At 60.7% G+C, this 17,990-nt stretch carries 18 protein-coding genes; 5 read left to right on the top strand and 13 right to left on the bottom strand.

All coding sequences use genetic code 11. The annotated features are described in order from the left end of the window. Positions 1–7: 7 nt before the first annotated feature. The 3 genes from imuA to ABVN21_RS07240 are packed head-to-tail and all read right to left on the bottom strand — an operon-like array spanning position 8 to position 2,210. Positions 8–637: a translesion DNA synthesis-associated protein ImuA gene (imuA, locus tag ABVN21_RS07250; RefSeq protein WP_339556150.1), complete on the bottom strand. Its 630-nt coding sequence runs from the start codon at positions 635–637 to the stop codon at positions 8–10. Then, positions 637–1,254, bottom strand: a complete 618-nt coding sequence (gene lexA, locus ABVN21_RS07245; RefSeq protein WP_339556149.1) for a transcriptional repressor LexA — start codon at positions 1,252–1,254, stop codon at positions 637–639. The genes imuA and lexA overlap by 1 nt, the downstream gene beginning before the upstream one ends. Positions 1,255–1,292: 38 nt before the next feature. Next, positions 1,293–2,210 carry a LysR substrate-binding domain-containing protein gene (locus tag ABVN21_RS07240; protein ID WP_339556148.1) on the bottom strand — a complete coding sequence of 306 codons (918 nt, stop codon included), beginning with the start codon at positions 2,208–2,210 and terminating at the stop codon, positions 1,293–1,295. Positions 2,211–2,313: 103 nt separating this feature from the next. Here ABVN21_RS07240 and ABVN21_RS07235 point away from each other — a divergent pair, with 103 nt between their 5' ends. Together ABVN21_RS07235 and ABVN21_RS07230 are read left to right on the top strand one after the other, a co-directional pair. Next, positions 2,314–4,056: an amidohydrolase gene (locus ABVN21_RS07235; RefSeq protein ID WP_339556147.1), complete on the top strand. Its 1,743-nt coding sequence runs from the start codon at positions 2,314–2,316 to the stop codon at positions 4,054–4,056. A gap of 100 nt (positions 4,057–4,156) precedes the next feature. Then, positions 4,157–4,894 (top strand): TorF family putative porin, encoded by a 738-nt coding sequence (locus ABVN21_RS07230; protein ID WP_339556146.1) that lies wholly within the window; start codon positions 4,157–4,159, stop codon positions 4,892–4,894. A 173-nt stretch (positions 4,895–5,067) separates the two neighbouring features. Here ABVN21_RS07230 and ABVN21_RS07225 read toward each other — a convergent pair whose 3' ends face one another. From ABVN21_RS07225 to ABVN21_RS07185, 9 genes are all read right to left on the bottom strand, one after another. Further along, the gene (locus tag ABVN21_RS07225; protein WP_339556145.1) at positions 5,068–5,346 is read right to left on the bottom strand and encodes a DUF971 domain-containing protein; all 279 of its coding nucleotides are present in this window, start codon (positions 5,344–5,346) and stop codon (positions 5,068–5,070) included. Next, complete coding sequence (locus ABVN21_RS07220; protein WP_339556144.1) at positions 5,343–6,305, bottom strand: HEAT repeat domain-containing protein; 963 nt, start codon at positions 6,303–6,305, stop codon at positions 5,343–5,345. The genes ABVN21_RS07225 and ABVN21_RS07220 overlap by 4 nt, the downstream gene beginning before the upstream one ends. Further along, the gene (locus tag ABVN21_RS07215; protein WP_339556143.1) at positions 6,302–7,150 is read right to left on the bottom strand and encodes an ABC transporter ATP-binding protein; all 849 of its coding nucleotides are present in this window, start codon (positions 7,148–7,150) and stop codon (positions 6,302–6,304) included. Before ABVN21_RS07215 ends, ABVN21_RS07220 begins: the two co-directional genes overlap by 4 nt. Next, on the bottom strand, positions 7,150–7,932 hold the full coding sequence (locus ABVN21_RS07210; RefSeq protein ID WP_339556142.1) for an ABC transporter permease: 783 nt from the start codon (positions 7,930–7,932) through the stop codon (positions 7,150–7,152). Before ABVN21_RS07210 ends, ABVN21_RS07215 begins: the two co-directional genes overlap by 1 nt. A gap of 117 nt (positions 7,933–8,049) precedes the next feature. Further along, entirely contained in the window at positions 8,050–9,456 is a 1,407-nt protein-coding gene (locus tag ABVN21_RS07205) for an ABC transporter substrate-binding protein (protein ID WP_339556141.1), read from the bottom strand. Between the two features lie 237 nt (positions 9,457–9,693). After that, on the bottom strand, positions 9,694–9,939 hold the full coding sequence (locus ABVN21_RS07200) for a ferredoxin family protein (RefSeq protein WP_008060065.1): 246 nt from the start codon (positions 9,937–9,939) through the stop codon (positions 9,694–9,696). 26 nt (positions 9,940–9,965) lie between these two features. Then, on the bottom strand, positions 9,966–11,696 hold the full coding sequence (locus ABVN21_RS07195; RefSeq protein ID WP_339556140.1) for a fumarate reductase/succinate dehydrogenase flavoprotein subunit: 1,731 nt from the start codon (positions 11,694–11,696) through the stop codon (positions 9,966–9,968). Continuing rightward, positions 11,693–12,445 (bottom strand): GntR family transcriptional regulator, encoded by a 753-nt coding sequence (locus ABVN21_RS07190; RefSeq protein WP_339556139.1) that lies wholly within the window; start codon positions 12,443–12,445, stop codon positions 11,693–11,695. Before ABVN21_RS07190 ends, ABVN21_RS07195 begins: the two co-directional genes overlap by 4 nt. A 192-nt stretch (positions 12,446–12,637) precedes the next feature. Further along, positions 12,638–13,537 (bottom strand): Dyp-type peroxidase, encoded by a 900-nt coding sequence (locus ABVN21_RS07185; RefSeq protein WP_339556138.1) that lies wholly within the window; start codon positions 13,535–13,537, stop codon positions 12,638–12,640. A 257-nt stretch (positions 13,538–13,794) separates the two neighbouring features. Between ABVN21_RS07185 and ABVN21_RS07180 the strand changes: the two genes are divergently transcribed. Beyond that, positions 13,795–15,420 (top strand): NADP-dependent glyceraldehyde-3-phosphate dehydrogenase, encoded by a 1,626-nt coding sequence (locus ABVN21_RS07180; protein WP_339556137.1) that lies wholly within the window; start codon positions 13,795–13,797, stop codon positions 15,418–15,420. Positions 15,421–15,464: 44 nt separating this feature from the next. Further along, positions 15,465–16,505, top strand: a complete 1,041-nt coding sequence (locus tag ABVN21_RS07175) for an FUSC family protein (protein ID WP_339556177.1) — start codon at positions 15,465–15,467, stop codon at positions 16,503–16,505. A 7-nt stretch (positions 16,506–16,512) separates the two neighbouring features. Here ABVN21_RS07175 and ABVN21_RS07170 read toward each other — a convergent pair whose 3' ends face one another. Then, the gene (locus tag ABVN21_RS07170; RefSeq protein WP_339556136.1) at positions 16,513–17,406 is read right to left on the bottom strand and encodes a DMT family transporter; all 894 of its coding nucleotides are present in this window, start codon (positions 17,404–17,406) and stop codon (positions 16,513–16,515) included. A gap of 136 nt (positions 17,407–17,542) precedes the next feature. Between ABVN21_RS07170 and ABVN21_RS07165 the strand changes: the two genes are divergently transcribed. Then, complete coding sequence (locus tag ABVN21_RS07165; protein WP_339556135.1) at positions 17,543–17,980, top strand: Lrp/AsnC family transcriptional regulator; 438 nt, start codon at positions 17,543–17,545, stop codon at positions 17,978–17,980. Positions 17,981–17,990: the final 10 nt, after the last annotated feature.

Raw genomic sequence — 17,990 nt, 5'->3', positions numbered from 1 at the left:
GGCAACCTCAATGCCCCACGGCGAAGGCAATCGGCGCCGAACGGACCAGCCCGCCCCGGCACTTGAGCACCCGCAATTGCGCAGGCCTGGCATTGATGGCGGCATCGATGGCGATGCGCAGGGCTGCCGGTGACGGGTTGATCGCTTCACTGAGCGAGCGATAGGCGAACGCCAGGGTCGAACCGGTTTCCGCCGCCACCTGCAAGCGGCGCAGCGCACGGTCGTCGGCCTTATGCGGCCAGCACAGCACCGCGCCGCAACTGCCCGAACGCAGGCATTGTTCCGCCGCCCACAACGCATCGCGCTCGCTGGCCTGGATGATCGACAACTGGCGCAGATCGACCCCGGCGTTCTGCCAGGCCTGGGGATACGGCACATACGGCGGCGCCACCAGCACGATGCGCTCGCCGGCCGCCGACAACCGCGCCAGCGCCGGCCACACCAGTTGCAACTCGCCGACGCCCTGCCCGGCCAGGAGGATTTCCGTCAGTGCCGCTTCCGGCCAGCCGCCCGTGGGCAGCGCCGCATCCAGAGCGGCATGCCCGGTGGGTTGTGGGCTGGCGGCCGGCGGCGCAGGCCGGCCCTTCCAGACCTGGCCGCCATTGAACAGCGTATCCAGCGCAACGACGGCCCCCATCAGCCTTGCCTCACCAGGCCGCAGAACACCCCTTCGATGGCCAGGTCCCGGTCGCCTTCAACGACGATCGGCTGGTAGGCCGGGTTGCGCGGCAACAGGCGCACCGTGTCGCCGATCCGTTCGAAGCGTTTGATAGTGACCTCGCCGTCGAGGCGTGCCACGACAATCTGGCCGTTGACGGCCTCGGGGCTGCGATGCACGCCCACCAGATCGCCGTCGAGGATGCCGTCCTCGATCATCGAGTCACCGCGAACCCGCAGCATGTAGTCCGGCACCCGGGAGAAGATCGACGGATCGAGCAGCAAACGGCTATGGATTTCCGCATCGGCGCCGATCGGCGCACCGGCCGCGACCCGGCCCAGTACAGGGATGTCCAGCAGTTCGGGGCGCGGCGGTTGCCCGAGCAGGCGAATGCCCCGGGCCTGATTCGGGTTGACCTCGATAAACCCGGCTTCGGTCAGCGCCAGCACGTGCTTGCGCGCCACGCTGCGGGAGGCGAAACCGAACGCCTCGCTGATTTCAGCGAGGCTCGGGGATTGACCGTGTTCGGCAATGCGTTCGCGGATAAAGGTCAGGATGGCGGTACGGCGGGGAGTTAATGTCGTCATGGAGTACATTTGTACTCTTTTGGCATTTTCCTGGCAAGGACCGCCAGTCAGCTCAAGCCACGGAACTCCAGAAACCCTGCGATGTAATCGATGAATGCCAGCACTTTGGCCGTGGCCCGCCGATGGCTGGGGTACACCGCCAGAATGTGCGGACCGAAGCTGTCCGGGTCGATGTCATAGTCGGCCATCAGCCGCACCAGTCGCCCGTCAGCCAGATACGGCGCGGCACTCCACAACGGCGTGTGCAACAAACCGCGCCCGGCCAGGGCATTGGCCAGCAGCAGGTCGTAATTGTCGCTGCGCAACCGTGGCGACTGCGGTTGCGGCAGGCTCAGACGCTGGCCGTCGCGCTCCGCCCACCAGAATTCACGGCTGAGCAACGGATGGCGATACAGCAGCCATTCGTGGTCATCGAGGGTTTGCGGGGTGACCGGCAGCCCTTTGCGCGCCAGGTATTGCGGGCTGCCACACAGCGCCAGGCGATTGCTGCCAACCACCCGGGCGATCAGCCCCGGCAAGTCGTCATGGCCTTCGCGCAAGGCCAGGTCATAGCCGCTTTCGAGCAGATTGACGAACTCGTCGCACAGGTCCACCTGCAAGTTGATCTGCGGGTACTGTTCCAGAAAACCGCCACACACCTGATCGAGAAAAGCCTGCCCATAAGCCAGCGGCGCAGTGATTTTCAGGCTGCCGCGCAGACCATGCTGCAACTGCTCGATTTCCTCGCCGGCCTCGTCCAGCCGCTGCAACACCTGACGTGCGGTTTCCAGGTAGAGCCGCCCGGATTCGGTGAGCAAAATCCGCCGGGTGCTGCGCTCGAACAAACGCGCGCCGAGTTCCGCTTCCAGGTGATTGACCGCTTTGGTCAGGGCCGACGGGGTCTTGCCCAGTTGCTCGGCGGCGCGACTGAAACTGCCCAGTTGCGCCGTGACCACGAACATCTTCAGTGCACCCAACTTGTCCATACTTTTTCCATTCAGGCAAAAACGTTTTTCGTGAGCGAGGCGTTCTGCCAAGCGCGGCAAGCCACTAATCTGGCCATCAGACGCAATAACAAGGAAACATTCAATGAAAAGATTCATCCCGAATCTGTTGATGGTGGCAGTGAGTTTTGCCTCGTTGGAAGCCATGGCGGCGACTGATCTGGTGCTGTTCAACGGCAAGATCTTCACCGCCGACAGGAGCCAGCCCAAGGTCCAGGCCTTGGCGGTGCAGGACGGCAAAGTGTTGCAAGTGGGCAGCGATGCGCAAATCAAGGCCCTGATCGACTCAGGAACGAAAGTCATCGACCTGGCCGGCAAAACCCTGATGCCCGGCCTGATCGACAGCCATTCCCATGCGATTTTCGGCGGTTTGGAGATGGTCTCGGCCAACATGGAAGACGAGGTGGTCGAGCTCGATGAACTGGAAAAACGCCTGCGTGCCTGGCGTGAAGACGGCAAGGCGAAGCATGGCGATGTCCTGAGTGTGGCCGGCATGAGCTCGGCTTACTGGGCGCAGGCCGAAGCCTTGGGCAAGACATTCAACAGCGGCGAATGGGCCGACATCGCTGTGGTGTTCACCGGCAGCGACCACCACACGGCGTGGGCCAATAACGTGATGCTCAAGCGCTCCGGCATCGACGCGGCGCTGCTGAAAACCCTGCCAGACGCTGAGAAAGACACCATTGGCAAACTGGCCGATGGCAGCCCCAACGGCTTTCTTGTGGATGCCGGTTGGGACCGCGTCGCCTCGAAAATGCCATCGCCAAGTGCCGCCGACATGTTGAAAGCGGCGCAAACCGCCGTGAGCTACAACAACAGCCTCGGCATCACCGCATGGATGGACCCCGCCGCCAACGCCGCGCCCGGCGAACCGATTTTCGCCCTCAAGCCTACGGAGAAAACCGTCGGCGTGCTGCCGGTGTACAAGGCGCTGTCGGAAAGCGGCGGCATGACTGCCCACGTCGCCGCGTTGCTGGTGGCCAACGGCAAAAGCGTTCCCGGCGATCTCGACACCCTGGACAAGGTTCGCCAGCAGTTCCAGGGCATTCCCAACCTGACATTGCCCGGCATCAAGATCTTCGCCGACGGCGTGATCGAATACCCGGCGCAGAGCGCGGCGATGATCGACCCCTACACCAACTCGCATAAACCGGGTGAGCTGTTGATCGATCCGAAGCATTTCGGTGAACTGGTCAGCGCCATCGATCAGCGCGGCTGGCTGGTGCACATCCACGCCATCGGTGACCGTGCGGTGCGCGAATCGCTGAACGGCATCGCCCAGGCGCGCAAGGATCGGCAGAGCGGCGTGACCCACTCCATCACGCACTTGCAGATCGTCAATCCGAAAGAGTTCGCGCGTTTCAAACCCCTTGATGTCATTGCCTCGATGCAACTGCTGTGGGCCAGCGCAGATGACTACACCACGGACATGATCAAACCTTACGTCAGCGCCCTGGCGTTCCGTTACCAGTACCCGGCTCACTCGCTGCTTAAACAGGGCGCGACCATCTCCGGAGCCAGCGACTGGCCGGTATCCACGCCGAACCCGTTCAACGCCATGGCCCAGGCCATGACGCGGGTCGGCCCGCTGGGTGTGCTCAACGCGAAAGAGCGCATCGACCGCGAAACCATGTTCTACGCCTACACCCTCAACGCCGCCCGCACCATAGGCCTGGACAAACAGATCGGTTCGCTGAGCGCTGGCAAACAGGCCGACTTCATCGTGGTCGACCGCGACGTGTTCAGCGTCGATGAGAAAGCCCTGCACGACACCCAAGTGCTGCAAACCTGGTTCGCCGGCCGTCAGGTCTACGCGCCAACCCTCTAATAAAAACCACTTCGCTGCCCGACTCCGTGTTGCTCAACTCGGGGCCCGGTGCAGCCTTGCCTCAAATCTGCCCATAACAATCACAATAGCGGGATCCCCCATGAAAGCTTTCACCCTGATCGCCCTCGGTTCCTTGAGTATGCTGCCCTTGATCAGCCAGGCCATTGTCCTGAACGACGATTTTTCGTTGCTGATGGATGTGACTCTGGCCAGCGACTACCGCACCCGAGGCATCTCGCAAACCCAGAACGACCCCGCATTGCAGGCCGGTGCAACCCTGCAGCACAGCAGCGGCCTGTACTTGGGCGCGTGGACTTCCAACGTCGATTTTGGTGGCGGACTGAAGACCCGTCAGGAAGTTGATTACTACGCCGGTTGGTTCTGGCAGCCCACGGACGATGTGAGCCTTGACCTCGGCTATCTCAAGTATTCATACCCGAAAGAGAGCCAGTTCAATCAGAGCGAGGTCTACGGGATTCTCAGCGTTTATGGGGTGAAACTCGGCACCTATTACTCCGACGATGCGCCGGGCATCGACAGCGAGCAGAACTCGCTCTACAGCTACGTCGGCTACGAGACTGAACTGCCCTACGACGTGGGCCTGAAACTGCGTTACGGCTTGATGGACTTCAAGGACCCGCATCTGTATTCGAGCTCGGGTGAGGCCGAGGATTCGTACCGCGAATGGGAGGTCAAGCTGACCCATGAACTGGCGGGTGTGATGCTGGGCCTGAGCTACATCGACACCGATTTGTCGAAGAGCCAATGCGCGAGCAACTGGGGGTTCGACGATGTGTGCAGCGCGACGGTGGTAGCGAGCGTCAGCAAATCCTTCTGACTACCCGCTCTGTAGGAGCCGGCTTGCGGGCGATTTGGTCTTTGGATTTTGCGCTGAGTTTTAGATTGCCATCGCTGGCTTGCCAGCTCCTACAGGGGCCCAGGCGACCCTATGATTTGTGGCTGCACCGATCAACTGTAGGAGCTGGCTTGCCAGCGATAACGGTATTCGATTCACCGAGTAAGCCCGGCCAGATACGCCCACGGATAAATCCCGCGTTCGTGGCCGTCACTGAACACCAGTTGCAACCCATAACCCTGCGAATTCACTTCGATCACCTGAACCCTTGAATCCACCAGCGGCGGCGTCCCTCGCAACCGAAACGCCCGGCATTGCGAACACGGACACTGCCGGCGCAACTCGGCATGATCCAGCCGCTGCTCGCGACCATCCGGCCAGTTCAAGCGAAGCTGCTGTTTACTCCGGGAATTTCCCACCGCCAGCGGGTTCATTGCAGCTGGCTCAGGGCAATGCGCACGGCTTTGCGCACTTCCGGGTCGCCGTCGTCTTGCGCGGCGAGTAGCGGCGCGATGGCGCCTTTTTCATTCAATTCGCCGAGGGCCAGGGCGGCTTCCTTGCGCAGGTTGCTGATGCGGTGGCCGAGGGTTTCGATCAGCGCGTCGAGGGCTGGAACGAAGCGCAAGCGACCGAGGCTGCGGGTGGCACGCAGTCGGACTTGCCAGTAATCGTCGCTCAAGGCTTCTACCAGGGCCGGGCCGGCGTCGATGTGTCCGACTTTTCCCAGTGTGGTGGCAGCCTCCTCACGCACTTGCCAGGCCTGATCCTGTAACGCTTGTCGCAGGGCCGGCAAAACGTGACCGTCAGACGCCAGACCGAGCGCGCCGGTGGCCGCGCGTCGCACCTCGGTGTCCGGGTCAGCGCTGGCCAATCGCGCCAGGGCCGGCAAGGCATCCAGTTGTTTGAGCCAGCCCAGCACGCCAACCGCTTCACGGCGGACACTGGCGTCCTGATCACCCAACGCCAACAGCGCCGCCGAAGCCGCGTCCGGATAGCGCAACTCGCGCAAGGCCCTGAACGCCGCGATGCGCACACCGATCTCGGCATGCGCCGTCCACGGCAGAATCACCCGGCCCGCCGCTTCGCTCTTGAGCAGGCTGAGGCTTTGCGCGGCGGCGGCTTGCACCGCTGCGGACGGATCGGTCAGCGCCTGGCACAGTGCTTCGACCACTGGCTCATCTTCCCAGGCTTCCAGCAACCGTGCGGCTTCGGCGCGGACTTCTTCGGCCGGGTCTTCGCCCAGTCGATTGACCAGCCACAGCAGGCCATCCGGTTCTTCCAGATCGGCCAGGTCGATCAGGGCGATGCGGCGCACGCCGGCATCCTCATCGGTGAGGCGCGATTGCAGGGCAAGAATGTCGTCGTTATCGGTTACATCGAATAGAGAGGTCATAGGGCAAATCGCGGCAGTTTGTTTTCAGGAGGAAGTCCGAGAGGGTTCAGGCGCGGTAATTGCCGACCGTCTTCGTGACGCAGTAATTCGAGGCAGTGACGCTTCAAGCGGGAGAATTCGTGGCTGGTCACCAGTTCAGTGGTGCGTGGCCGGGGGAAGTCGAGACGCAGGTCTTCGATGATCCGCCCGGGACGCGAGCTCATCACCAGCAAGCGATCGGCGAGGAACAGCGCTTCGTCGATGTCGTGGGTGACGAACACCACGGTGGTGCGAATTCGCGTCCAGATGTCCAGCAACAGTTCCTGCATGTTCAAACGCGTCAACGCGTCGAGCGCGCCGAACGGCTCATCCATCAACAACAGCCGTGGACGGTTGACCAGCACCCGGGCGATTTCCACACGCTGCTGCATGCCACCGGACAACTGATCAGGCCAGCGCTCGGCAAAGCCTTCGAGGCCGACCAGGGCGAGAATTTCATCGGCGGCTTTGTGCCGTTCGCCTTTGCCGATGCCACGCATTTTCAGGCCGAAGGCAACGTTGTCGCGCACGGTTCGCCAAGGGAACAGCGTGTGATGCTGGAACACCATGCCGCGCTGTGGCGAAGGTCCCGAGACGTGTGCACCGTCTACATTAAGGGTTCCGGTGAACGTTGTCAGATGCCCGGCCAAGGCGCCGAGCAAGGTGGATTTGCCGCAACCGGACGGCCCGAGAATGCACACGAACTGTCCCGGTTCGATCTGGCAATCGAGGCCTTGCACAGCTTCGAACGCGGCACTGCCCTCGCCCAGGCTGATCGACAAACCGCGAATATCGATGCGCCCTTCCGGGTGTTGAAAAACGCTCATCAGGCTTTTCCTCGTGGTCGATGCCAAGGCGTGAACAAACCGCCCAGGCGTTTGATCAGCAAGCTGCTGCCCATCCCGAGGACACCGATCAGCAACATGCCGACGACGATGTCGGCATAGTTCTGAATGGTGTAGGACTCCCAGGTGTAATAGCCGATGCCGTACTGGCCGGAGATCATCTCGGCGGTCACCAGGCAGAACCACGAGGTGCCCATGCCGATCGCCAGGCCGGTGATGATGCTCGGCGCGGCACCCGGCAGAATCACTTCCAGCAGAATCGCCCGGCGCCCTGCCCCGAGGCTTTTCGCCGAAGCGATCAGCCGTGGGTCGACGCCTTCTACGCCGTGCACGGTGTTGAGCAGGATCGGGAACAGCGCACCGGTAAACGTGATGAAAACCATCGACAACTCTGAAGACGGGAACATCAGGATTGCCAGAGGGATCCAGGCCACGGCCGGAATCGGGCGCAGCACTTCCAGCGGTGGCAGCAGTAAATCTTCGGCCCATTTCGAACGGCCGATGGCCAGTCCCAGAGCAACGCCGATAATCAACGCCGCGAGGTAGCCAGCGAAGACCCGGCTGAGGCTGCTGCTCAGGTGTTGGCCGAGCTTGCCGGAGTCGCCAAGGCCGAGCGCGGCTTCGATCACGGCCAGTGGTGTCGGGACGTTGGCGAAGGTCACCAGGCCGAGGTTCCAGTGGTGGCTGGCGGCGAGTTGCCAGAACAACAGGCAGAAAACCAGTGAAGCCGCTCTGGGTATCCAGCGAAAAAATGATCCGTACACAATTCTTCCTCTCAACTCAAACCTGTAGGAGCCGGCATGCTGGCGACTGACGATTGGACAGCCGGCATCGATGTTGAATGTCATATCGCAATCGCCAGCAAGCCGACTCCTACAGGGTTAGCGCACGGCCACGGCCTGTGTGGTGGCATCGGTAAAGTCAAACACCTTACCGCCCTGGGCCGAGGCGAATTGCTGGGCCTGGCCTTTGAGCAGGAATGCGCTGAGCCGCCCTTTCGCATCACTGGCAAACCACGCCTGATCCGCCAGCAACTTGATGCCGCTATCGCTCGCCTGCGCATACACCGCACGGATGTTTTTGCCTTCCTGCTTCAGCGCAGCCAATGCGGTGAACGCGGTTTCCGCCGAGGCGTACTGGCGGACTTTCGGCTCGCCGCGCACCCAGATCTCGGCCACATGACCGAAGTCGGTGATGGCTTTGCCACTGGCGGCATCGACGGCGTTTAACGGCGTCTGCGCGTAGTTGGCCAGTTGTGCGCTGTAGTCGAGGTTCGAGGCTTTGAAGGCGGCGCGGATGTACTGGTCGTCGATGAAGGTATTCAGGTCGAGACCGCGATCAGCCTTCTTCAATAGCTTGAGGGTGTCGATAGCGGTGCCGACGGCCTGACGGTATTCCGGTTTCCAGCTCAGGTCGCGGGTCTGTACGCCGAGCGGCCCGTGGAACAGGTAATTGACCTCGGCATCGACGCCGGTGACTTTGGCGATCAACTCGCTGTATTTCTCCGGTTCAGCGGCGAGCAACTGGTTGGCTTCGATGCTGGCGCGCAGATAGGCGACGACAATTTCCGGGTATTTTTTCGCGTAGCTCTGATCCACCAACGCGCCATGGAACGTCGGCGCGCCCGCTTGGGATCCGTCATAAATCTTGCGCGCGAATCCGCGGCTCGGGAACAACTCGGCGAACGGTACGAAATCAGCGTGGGCGTCGATCTTGCCGGCCTGCAATGCGGAACCGGCGACTTCCGGTGGCTGGGCGATGATGTTCACGTCCTTCAACGGATCCCAACCCTGCGCCGCCACCGCACGCAACAACATGCCATGGGCGGTCGAGGCGAACGGCACGGAAATGGTCTTGCCTTTCAGCTCCGCCAACGACTGCACGCCCGAGGCACTCGGCACCACAATGCCGTTGCCGCTGCCCTTGGTGCTGCCGGACAGCACGCTGATAAACAGGCTGTGCTTACCCGCCGTTTCAAACGCCACGCCGTTGAACGAACCGGGGAAATCGGCCATGGCGCCGAAGTCGAGTTTGCCGGCGACCATTTCGTTAGTCAGCGGCGCGCCACTGGTGAAGTTTTTCCACTCGATATCGTATTTGGCGTCTTTGTACTGACCGTCGTGGGGCAGGTATTTGTCCAGCAGGCCCAGTTCGCGAATCAACAAACCGCCGGCGGCGCAGTTGATCGTGGTGTCCTGGGTGCCGATGGCGATGCGAATGGTTTCGGCCGAAGCCGACAAAGTGAATGAGGCCAGTACCAGACCGGCAAACGCTGCACGCAAGAGCATGGGTATATCCCCTCGAATCATTTATAGGATGTTCGTCTCCGCCACGATCAGGGCGTGGTGGGAAACGAGGGGTGTCTTGAAGCAAGCGTCCGGGGTTATCGGGTAGCTTTTTGGGTTGTCTGGGCTGACCTCATCGCTGGCAAGCCAGCTCCCACAAAATTCTCTGGTGCCTGCGAAATCTGTACCCCACTGCAAATCCCTGTGGGAGCTGGCTTGCCAGCGATGGCGTCCTGTCATTCAACGCAATAAATAAGGGATATCCACTTTCACCGCCCCGGTCGGGCAATCCTTTTCACACGGCATGCAGTACCAGCATTCATCGAACGCCATGTAGGCTTTTTGCGTGGCCGGGTTGATCGCCAGCAAGTCCATCGGGCAGACGTCGACGCACACGGTGCAGCCCTTGTGGGCGATGCACAGGTCCTCGTCGACCGTGACCGGCGCGTTGGAGCGGAAGAAGATTTCCTGGGGTTGATAGGCCATTTTCGGTCTCTCTATGGTTGACGGCTTCAAGCCGCATCGGCACCGACCCGCAACCGGTCGTAGGCCTGCATTTCTTCGGCGTCGAGCGGGATGATGTAAGGCTCGACGGCTTTCTTGAAACTGGTCATCAGGCCGTTTTCACCCTTCTTCAGGTGGCAATGGCAGAACCAGTCGCTGTCGTTGCGCTGAGGATGATCGACCCGGTAGTGGTAAAGCCCCCAGCGACTTTCGGCGCGGAATAACGACGCTCGGGCAGCCATTTCGGCGCAGTCGCGGATCATGCTGACTTCCATGGCGCGCATCAGCTCGTGGGCGTTGTGGGCCTTGATCTGATCGAGATCGCGCTGGATATCGCTGAAACGTTGCAGGCCGATTTGCATCTTCTTGGTCACTTTCGGCGGTTGCAGGTAGTCGTTGACGAAACGACGCAGCTTGTACTCGACCTGGGCCGGTGGCAGGCCGTGTTCACGGTCCAGCGGTGCGTAGACCCGTTGTTTTTCGGTTTCGATCTGCTCGGCATCCAGCGCTGAAAACTCGCGGCCAGCGACAAAGTCCGCCGCGTTGTTGCCGGCAAACCAGCCATAGGTAAACGCACCAAGCATGTAGTTGTGCGGCACCGCTGCCATGTCGCCGGCCGAGTACAAACCCTTGACCGAAGTCTCGGCCTTCTCGTTGACCCACACCCCCGATGCCGAATGCCCGCTGCAAAACCCGATCTCGGAGATGTGCATCTCGACCATTTGCGTGCGGTAATCGGTGCCGCGATTGGCGTGGAACTGACCGCGACTCGGTCGTTCGTTGCTGTGCAGGATTTCTTCGATGTTCTGGATGGTTTCCTCGGCCAGGTGATCGAGCTTGAGGAACACCGGGCCGTTGCCGCTTTCGAGTTCCTGGTGGAACTCCCACATCATCTGCCCGCTCCAGTAATCACACTCGATGAAGCGCTCGCCCTTGTTGTTGGCGGTGTAGCCACCCAGCGGGCCGGTGACGTAGGCGCAGGCCGGGCCGTTGTAGTCCTTGATCAACGGGTTGATCTGGAAGCATTCCAGATTCGCCAACTCGGCCCCTGCGTGATAAGCCATGGCGTAACCGTCACCGGCATTGGTCGGGTTTTCGTAGGTGCCCATCAGGTAACCCGAAGATGGCAGCCCCAAACGCCCGGCGGCACCGCAGGCCAGAATCACCGCTTTGGCCTTGATCACATGGAAGTCGGCGGTGCGGCAATCGAAGCCCATCACGCCGTTCACTGCGCCCTCTTCGTCCGTCAGCAAACGGGTGCATACCAGGCGATTGGTGATGCTCACCCGCGCCCGCTTCAACTGGCGATAGAGAACTTTCTTGATGTCGTGCCCTTCCGGCATCGGCAGCACGTAGGCGCCCATGTGGTGGACTTTTTTCACCGCGTAGTCGCCGGTTTCGTCCTTTTCGAACTTCACGCCCCAGCGGTCCAGTTGCTCGATGGTTTCGAAGCTGTGGGTCGCGTAGGCATAGACGGCGGCCTGATTGACGATGCCGTCGTTGGCGATGGTGATTTCCTTGGTGTACTGCTCCGGCGTCGAGTGACCAGGGATGATCGCGTTGTTCAGGCCATCCATGCCCATGCTGATCGCGCCGCTGCGCTTGACGTTGGCCTTGTCGATCAGCAACACGCGCAGATCGCGGTTGCGTTCCTTGGCCTTGATCGCGGCCATGGGTCCGGCAGTGCCGCCGCCAATCACGACGATGTCGTATTCCTGTTCGAGAGTCGTTCGGGTCATGCCTGCGCCCCTTTTTGCCGGTCGATCCGCAGGCGGTACTGGAACGCATCGCCACGGTAATAAAGGTGCTCGAAGTCCACGGGCCGCCCTTCAGCATCGTGGGTCAGGCGCTCGATGCGCATGATCGGCGAGCCGGGTTCGACGTTCAGCGCCTGGGTCAGGTCGCTGTCGGCCAGCACCGCATCGATGGCCAGGTCGGCGTGGCCGAGAGCCAGGCCGCAGTCGTTTTCGAGGATCAGGAAAATGTCGCGGGTGACCAGATCAGCCTTCTCCAGACGTTCGCCAATGACTTTGGGCAGATAGGTGATTTCCAGCGAAATCGGCTCGCGGTTGATCAGGCGAACCCGCTTGATCTGCGCCACGGTCTCGCCTTCGGCGACCTGCAGACGTTCGGCAACCAGTTTGTCGGCGGCAATGAATTTGAAGCTGCGCAGGCGGTTGATCACCTCATAGCCGCGACCGGTCATGGACTCGGCCAGGCCTTGCAGGGTGCTGACGTTCTGGAAGGTTTTCGGCTTGGCGACGAAAGTGCCTTTGCCGTGGATCTTGAAGATCAACCCTTCCTTTTGCAGATCACCGAGGGCCTGGCGCACGGTGATGCGGCTGACTTTGAACAGCGCGCCGAGCTCGCTTTCGGAAGGCATCTGGCTGTCTTGCGGGTATTCTCCGTCGAGAATGCGCGCACGCAGAACGTCCCGCAGTTGGGTGTGAAGCGGAACGCTACTGAGAGATAGAACGTTATCGGTCATGAAGATCACTTGTCATAACGAGTTATGACGTGATCTTAGAGTTCTAACGAATGGCTTGAGAAATACTGTTTGAGCATAACGATAGATTCGAGCAACCAGACACACCGCACTCGCGGACCTGTAGGAGCCGGCTTGCTGGCGAATCAGGCGATGCGGTGTGTCTGACACACCGCATCGCTGGCAAGCCAGCTCCTACAAGGGAGTGCTGCCGATGCGCAGAGCGCGCAGGTCGAGATGACCATCTTTGAGTGGCGGGCACCAGTAGTAACCACCGGTGATCGGCCGGCTGATGCGGTACAAACCGTCGGTGATGCCGTCTTCCAGACCACTCATGCGTCGCAACTGGACTTCAAAAGCATCGAGGGAGAAACCGAACGCGAGGAACATCAGGCCAGCGCGTTCGCCTTCGATCCACGGCATCGAACGACGGACGATGAACGCCTCGGGCACGAAGCTTTCCTGAGCGGTGCGCTTGACGTGGGCAGAGATTGGCGCGTCATCGAGCTCTTCGTTGTCGCTCAGGCGACGACCCATAATGTCGTCGGTTTCATGGGATGGCATGGCGTGGAAACCCTTGAGGTCATGCTGCCATTGCTGGATCGCGGCGAAGCTGCCGCCGACCATGCCCTCAGCGCCTTCAGCCACCAGTGCGGCCGCTGCAGCGGCTTCGTCGCGCGGGTTTTCGGTGCCGTCTTCGTAGCCGGTCAGGTCGTGGCCGTCGCGGTGGCGGAAGCCTTCTGTGACCTGCACCAAACGAAAGGCCGGCGCCAATGCCGCTTCAAAAGCGTTGCTGCGATTGAGTAATTCACCACGATCGACGCCGTGCAACCAGCACCACAGCGCGTGTTGGGTCGACGGGTTGTCAACGCCAACGCCGGTCAGCGCCGGGAACGCCCGCAGCCCTTCTATATTGCCGTCCAGAGCTTTGACCAGGGATTCACCGAAGCCAACCACAGCCGACTTGCCATCCACCAGTTGCATCAATTGGTCGAGCGCGGCCGGCAGCGCAGCGGCGGACTCGAGGGCGAAGAACATATGACGGGCTTGAAGCGGAACGGGGGTGGCGAGGATGCCCGGCTGGTAATGACTCATATGAACTCCTTAAGAAAGAGCGCGAAGTTTAACCGCAGCACCGGCCATTGTCTGGGCTCAGGTCAAAAGTCCGGTTACAAGAACCGGGCAAAGCGGTCTACGCTTGAGACACAAGACTCAGATCCTCGACCCCTCTGCCCTGCCTGTCCGCCGCTCGATTGATGTAAAAAATCGAGTCATTAAGGCGTATAACCCTTGAAGCGCAATCCAACGGCAAGCCACCAGCACACCGCCGAAATCTCACACGGGGTAGCGACATGACCACAGCGAATATCCTTTGCAACCTGTTTCCCGAGGCCGGCAGCATCCCGGAAAAATACCGACTCGACGGCCCGACCGAACAGCGTGAATACCTGGTCGACGGCGTCCTGAAAACCTGGCCCGGCCCCCTCGCCCAGGTCCGCAGCCCGGTTTACCTCAGCGGCGCGAACGGTGATGAACAAGTGATCCTCGGCAGCACACCGCTGCTGGATGCCGAAACCGCACTGACCGCACTCGACGCCGCCGTCCGTGCGTATGACCGAGGCCAGGGTTTGTGGCCGACCATGCGCGTGGCCGAGCGTATCCAGCACGTCGAAACGTTCCTGAAGCACATGCGCGAGCAGCGCGAGTCGGTGGTCAAGTTGCTGATGTGGGAAATCGGCAAGAACCTCAAGGACTCGGAGAAAGAGTTCGACCGCACCTGCGATTACATCGTCGACACCATCAACGCCCTCAAGGAACTCGATCGCCGCTCCAGCCGTTTCGAACTGGAGCAGGACACCCTTGGCCAGATCCGCCGCGTACCGCTGGGTGTGGCCTTGTGCATGGGCCCCTACAACTATCCGCTGAACGAAACCTTCACCACACTGATCCCGGCGCTGATCATGGGCAATACCGTGGTGTTCAAGCCGGCCAAACTCGGCGTGCTGCTGATCCGTCCGCTGCTCGAAGCGTTCCGCGACAGCTTCCCGGCCGGGGTGATCAACGTGATCTACGGCAGCGGTCGCGAGACCGTCAGCGCACTGATGGCCAGCGGCAAAATCGATATTTTTGCGTTTATCGGCACCAACAAGGCTGCCAGCGACCTTAAGAAACTGCATCCAAAACCGCACCGCTTGCGTGCGGCGCTGGGTCTGGATGCGAAGAATCCCGGAATCGTCCTGCCAGAGGTGGATCTGGATAACGCGGTTAGCGAGGCGGTCACCGGTTCGTTGTCTTTTAATGGTCAGCGCTGCACTGCACTGAAAATTCTCTTCGTCCATGAAGACGTCGTGGATGCTTTCATCGAAAAATTCAACGCCAAACTCGCCATGCTCAAACCCGGCATGCCGTGGGACAGCGGCGTGGCCCTGACGCCGCTGCCGGAATCGGGCAAGGTCGATTACCTTCATTTGCTGGTGGCGGATGCCGTCGCCAAAGGCGCGAAAGTGGTGAATCCCAACGGTGGCGAGGCTCGCGCGTCGTTCTTCTACCCGGCGGTGTTGTACCCGGTGAACCCGCAGATGCGCGTCTACCAGGAAGAACAGTTCGGCCCGGTGGTGCCGATCGTGCCGTACCGGCATCTGGACACGGTGATCGACTACGTCCTGGAATCGGACTTCGGCCAGCAGTTGAGCATCTTCGGCACCAATCCCGTCGCGGTCGGCCGACTGGTCGACACCTTTGCCAATCAGGTTGGGCGCATCAACCTCAACGCCCAGTGCCAGCGCGGCCCCGACACCTACCCCTTCAATGGTCGCAAGAACTCCGCCGAGGGCACCTTGTCGGTGCATGACGCGTTGCGGGTGTTTTCGATCCGGACTCTAGTGGCGACCAAGTTTCAGGAAGCCAACAAGGACTTGATCAGCGAGATCATCAGCGGCCGCAGTTCGAGTTTCCTGACCACCGATTACATTTTCTGAGGATACCTGGCCTGAACACATCGACAGCCCATCGTTTGCCCCCACTGGTGCGCCGGCTGCTTCGTCCGTTGCTGGACCCGTACCGGCGCTATCGCCACGCCAAAGTGATCCATGCCGTACGGGTATCCCTCGGACTGCTCGCCTCTATTCTGCTGACCACCGGCATCCATCTGCCCCACGGAGAGTGGGCGTCGGTGACAATGCTGGTGGTCATTGGCGGTTTGCAGCATCACGGCAATATCGGCAAAAAAGCTGGAGAGCGTGCCATTGGCACCTTGGTCGGGGCCGCTATCGGGCTGGTGTTGGTGGTGCAACAGGCCTGGCTCGGGATGCCCTGGCTAACCTATTTCGCCATGGCAGTGATTTGCGGATTTTTCTCGTACCACGCCATCGGCAAGGGTGGTTATACAGCGCTGCTGGCCGGCATTACCGTGTTCATCGTCGCGGGGCATGGTGACAATCCGGTCTCCGACGGATTATGGCGCGGGGTCGATATCCTGATCGGCATTGCCTTGGCCCTGGCGTTTTCCTTCGCCCTGCCGCTTTACGCAGTTTATTCCTGGCGCTACAACCTGGCCGATGCCTTGCGTGATTGCGCGACGGTGTATGGACGGATCATCAGCGGCCACCCCGTGACGGCTGACGAACACCTCAAGCTCATGGGACGGCTGAATAACGTGATGGTGCAGCTACGCTCGCTGATGCCGTCGGTGTCCAAGGAAGTGAAGATTTCCATGACCGAACTGGATGCCATTCAGCGTCACTTGCGGCTGTGCGTCAGCACGCTGGAGATTCTTGGCAACATCCGACCCGATTCCAGTGATCCCGAGGCCATGGCGCATCTGCAAGCAGAATTGAAAGCGGAACATCGGCTGATTCGGGTGCAGTTGATTGGTATGGCCCGGGCGCTGAAGACCGGTTCGTTCCAGCGACTTAATCGCCCCATGGAATTGCCGGACTCTGCACTTGACGCACCGATCTACAACCCGCTGGACGGCTACCGACTGTTGATCCGCCAACTGGCCATCAACATCGGCGAGATGCGTCAGCGATTGGCCAAGACTGCGCCACACTGGAACATCTGACACCGGTTTATTGGGTAACCGAGCGACGAAACTTCAGGCTCCAGCCCTGTTGCATGCCGGCTGCCGCCAGCAGGATCGCCGCTACGCCGATCCATTGCAGCGGTTCCAGACGATGGCCGAAGGCGAACCAGTCGACGAAAATCGCCGCAATCGGGTAGATAAATGACAGCGCACCAGTCAATGCCGTCGGCAGTTTCTGAATTGCGCCATATAGCAGCACGTACATCACGCCGGTGTGGACGATCCCCAACGTCACCAGGCTGGCCCACGCACTCGGTGCCTGTGGCAAAGCAGAAAAGTGCGCGAATGGCGCCAGCAACAACACGCCGGTGCTGACTTGAATCAGGGCGATCAGATGCGGCGGTGTGCCGGTCAGGCGTTTGATGATCAACGCCGCAATTGCGTAAAGAAACGCAGCACCCAGCGCCAGAACAATGCCGACCAGGTACTCGTTACCACTCTCGCCCTGCCCGCCATGGGCACTGACAATCGCCAGCATTCCCAGAAACGAAACACCCAGCCAGGCCATTTTCTGCAGGGTGATTTTTTCGTTGAGGAACACTGCGGCCAACCCCACCAACATAAATGGCTGCACGTTATAAACCGCCGTGCCGATGGCAATCGAAGCGCGGGAATAAGAGGCGAACAACAGCACCCAGTTGCCGACAATCGCCACCCCGCTGACCACGGCCAGCAGGAAGGTAGTGCGGGTCAGGATGCCGGAACGCAGGAAACCGAATGCTGCACAGATCAGCAGCAGCGTGCCGGCACCGAACAGGCAGCGCCAGAACACCACATCCAGTACCGGTTGCCCGGACACCAGCACGAACCAGCCGATGGTCCCCGAGATAAGCATGGCGGCGCTCATTTCGAACGTGCCGCGACGTATTGTCTTGTCCATCTTCAGACTCCTCTGTTTGTGGACAAAGTATGCCAATCCGCCGAGGGGCACCTCCAGCGTAAAAAGCAGGCTAAACTCGGTTTCTGCCTTTTTTGCGAAGGCAATTTTGTAGAACTGCCTAATAGAGGTTTTCGCCATGACCGATGACATCGACCAACTGCTGATCGCGGCCTTGATGGAAGACTCCCGACGTTCGCTCAAGGCCCTGGCGCAAATCAGCGGCCTGTCGTCGCCCAGCGTTGCTGAACGATTGCGGCGTCTCGAAGAACGTGGCGTGCTCAAGGGCTACACCGTCGAGATTGATGCAAAGTGCTTTGGCTATCAGCTCCAGGCGATCGTGCGCATCCGCCCGCTGCCGGGCCAGTTGCAGGAAGTCGAACGGCAAATCCAGGCCATCCCGGAATTCACCGAATGCGACAAGGTCACCGGCGACGACTGCTTCATCGCGCGCCTGCATGTACGCTCGATGGAGCAGTTGGACACCCTGCTGGACCGTCTCAACAGCCACGCCGAAACCAATACGGCAATCGTCAAGAAAACCCCGGTCAAACGGCGTTTGCCGCCGATGGCTTAGCCCTTTCAGC

Source organism: Pseudomonas sp. MYb327 (genome assembly GCF_040438925.1).
Lineage (GTDB): Bacteria > Pseudomonadota > Gammaproteobacteria > Pseudomonadales > Pseudomonadaceae > Aquipseudomonas.
The sequence above is the reverse complement of the archived record's forward strand: the minus strand, read 5'-3'. Positions and strand labels throughout refer to the sequence as shown.

Excerpts from the sequence above, each read along its gene's own strand:
- imuA (WP_339556150.1), bottom strand. The coding sequence starts at position 637 with ATGGGGGCCGTCGTTGCGCTGGATACGCTGTTCAATGGCGGCCAGGTC.
- lexA (WP_339556149.1), bottom strand. The coding sequence starts at position 1,254 with ATGTACTCCATGACGACATTAACTCCCCGCCGTACCGCCATCCTGACC.
- ABVN21_RS07240 (WP_339556148.1), bottom strand. The coding sequence starts at position 2,210 with ATGGACAAGTTGGGTGCACTGAAGATGTTCGTGGTCACGGCGCAACTG.
- ABVN21_RS07235 (WP_339556147.1), top strand. The coding sequence starts at position 2,314 with ATGAAAAGATTCATCCCGAATCTGTTGATGGTGGCAGTGAGTTTTGCC.
- ABVN21_RS07230 (WP_339556146.1), top strand. The coding sequence starts at position 4,157 with ATGAAAGCTTTCACCCTGATCGCCCTCGGTTCCTTGAGTATGCTGCCC.
- ABVN21_RS07225 (WP_339556145.1), bottom strand. The coding sequence starts at position 5,346 with ATGAACCCGCTGGCGGTGGGAAATTCCCGGAGTAAACAGCAGCTTCGC.
- ABVN21_RS07220 (WP_339556144.1), bottom strand. The coding sequence starts at position 6,305 with ATGACCTCTCTATTCGATGTAACCGATAACGACGACATTCTTGCCCTG.
- ABVN21_RS07215 (WP_339556143.1), bottom strand. The coding sequence starts at position 7,150 with ATGAGCGTTTTTCAACACCCGGAAGGGCGCATCGATATTCGCGGTTTG.
- ABVN21_RS07205 (WP_339556141.1), bottom strand. The coding sequence starts at position 9,456 with ATGCTCTTGCGTGCAGCGTTTGCCGGTCTGGTACTGGCCTCATTCACT.
- ABVN21_RS07200 (WP_008060065.1), bottom strand. The coding sequence starts at position 9,939 with ATGGCCTATCAACCCCAGGAAATCTTCTTCCGCTCCAACGCGCCGGTC.
- ABVN21_RS07195 (WP_339556140.1), bottom strand. The coding sequence starts at position 11,696 with ATGACCCGAACGACTCTCGAACAGGAATACGACATCGTCGTGATTGGC.
- ABVN21_RS07190 (WP_339556139.1), bottom strand. The coding sequence starts at position 12,445 with ATGACCGATAACGTTCTATCTCTCAGTAGCGTTCCGCTTCACACCCAA.
- ABVN21_RS07185 (WP_339556138.1), bottom strand. The coding sequence starts at position 13,537 with ATGAGTCATTACCAGCCGGGCATCCTCGCCACCCCCGTTCCGCTTCAA.
- ABVN21_RS07180 (WP_339556137.1), top strand. The coding sequence starts at position 13,795 with ATGACCACAGCGAATATCCTTTGCAACCTGTTTCCCGAGGCCGGCAGC.
- ABVN21_RS07170 (WP_339556136.1), bottom strand. The coding sequence starts at position 17,406 with ATGGACAAGACAATACGTCGCGGCACGTTCGAAATGAGCGCCGCCATG.
- ABVN21_RS07165 (WP_339556135.1), top strand. The coding sequence starts at position 17,543 with ATGACCGATGACATCGACCAACTGCTGATCGCGGCCTTGATGGAAGAC.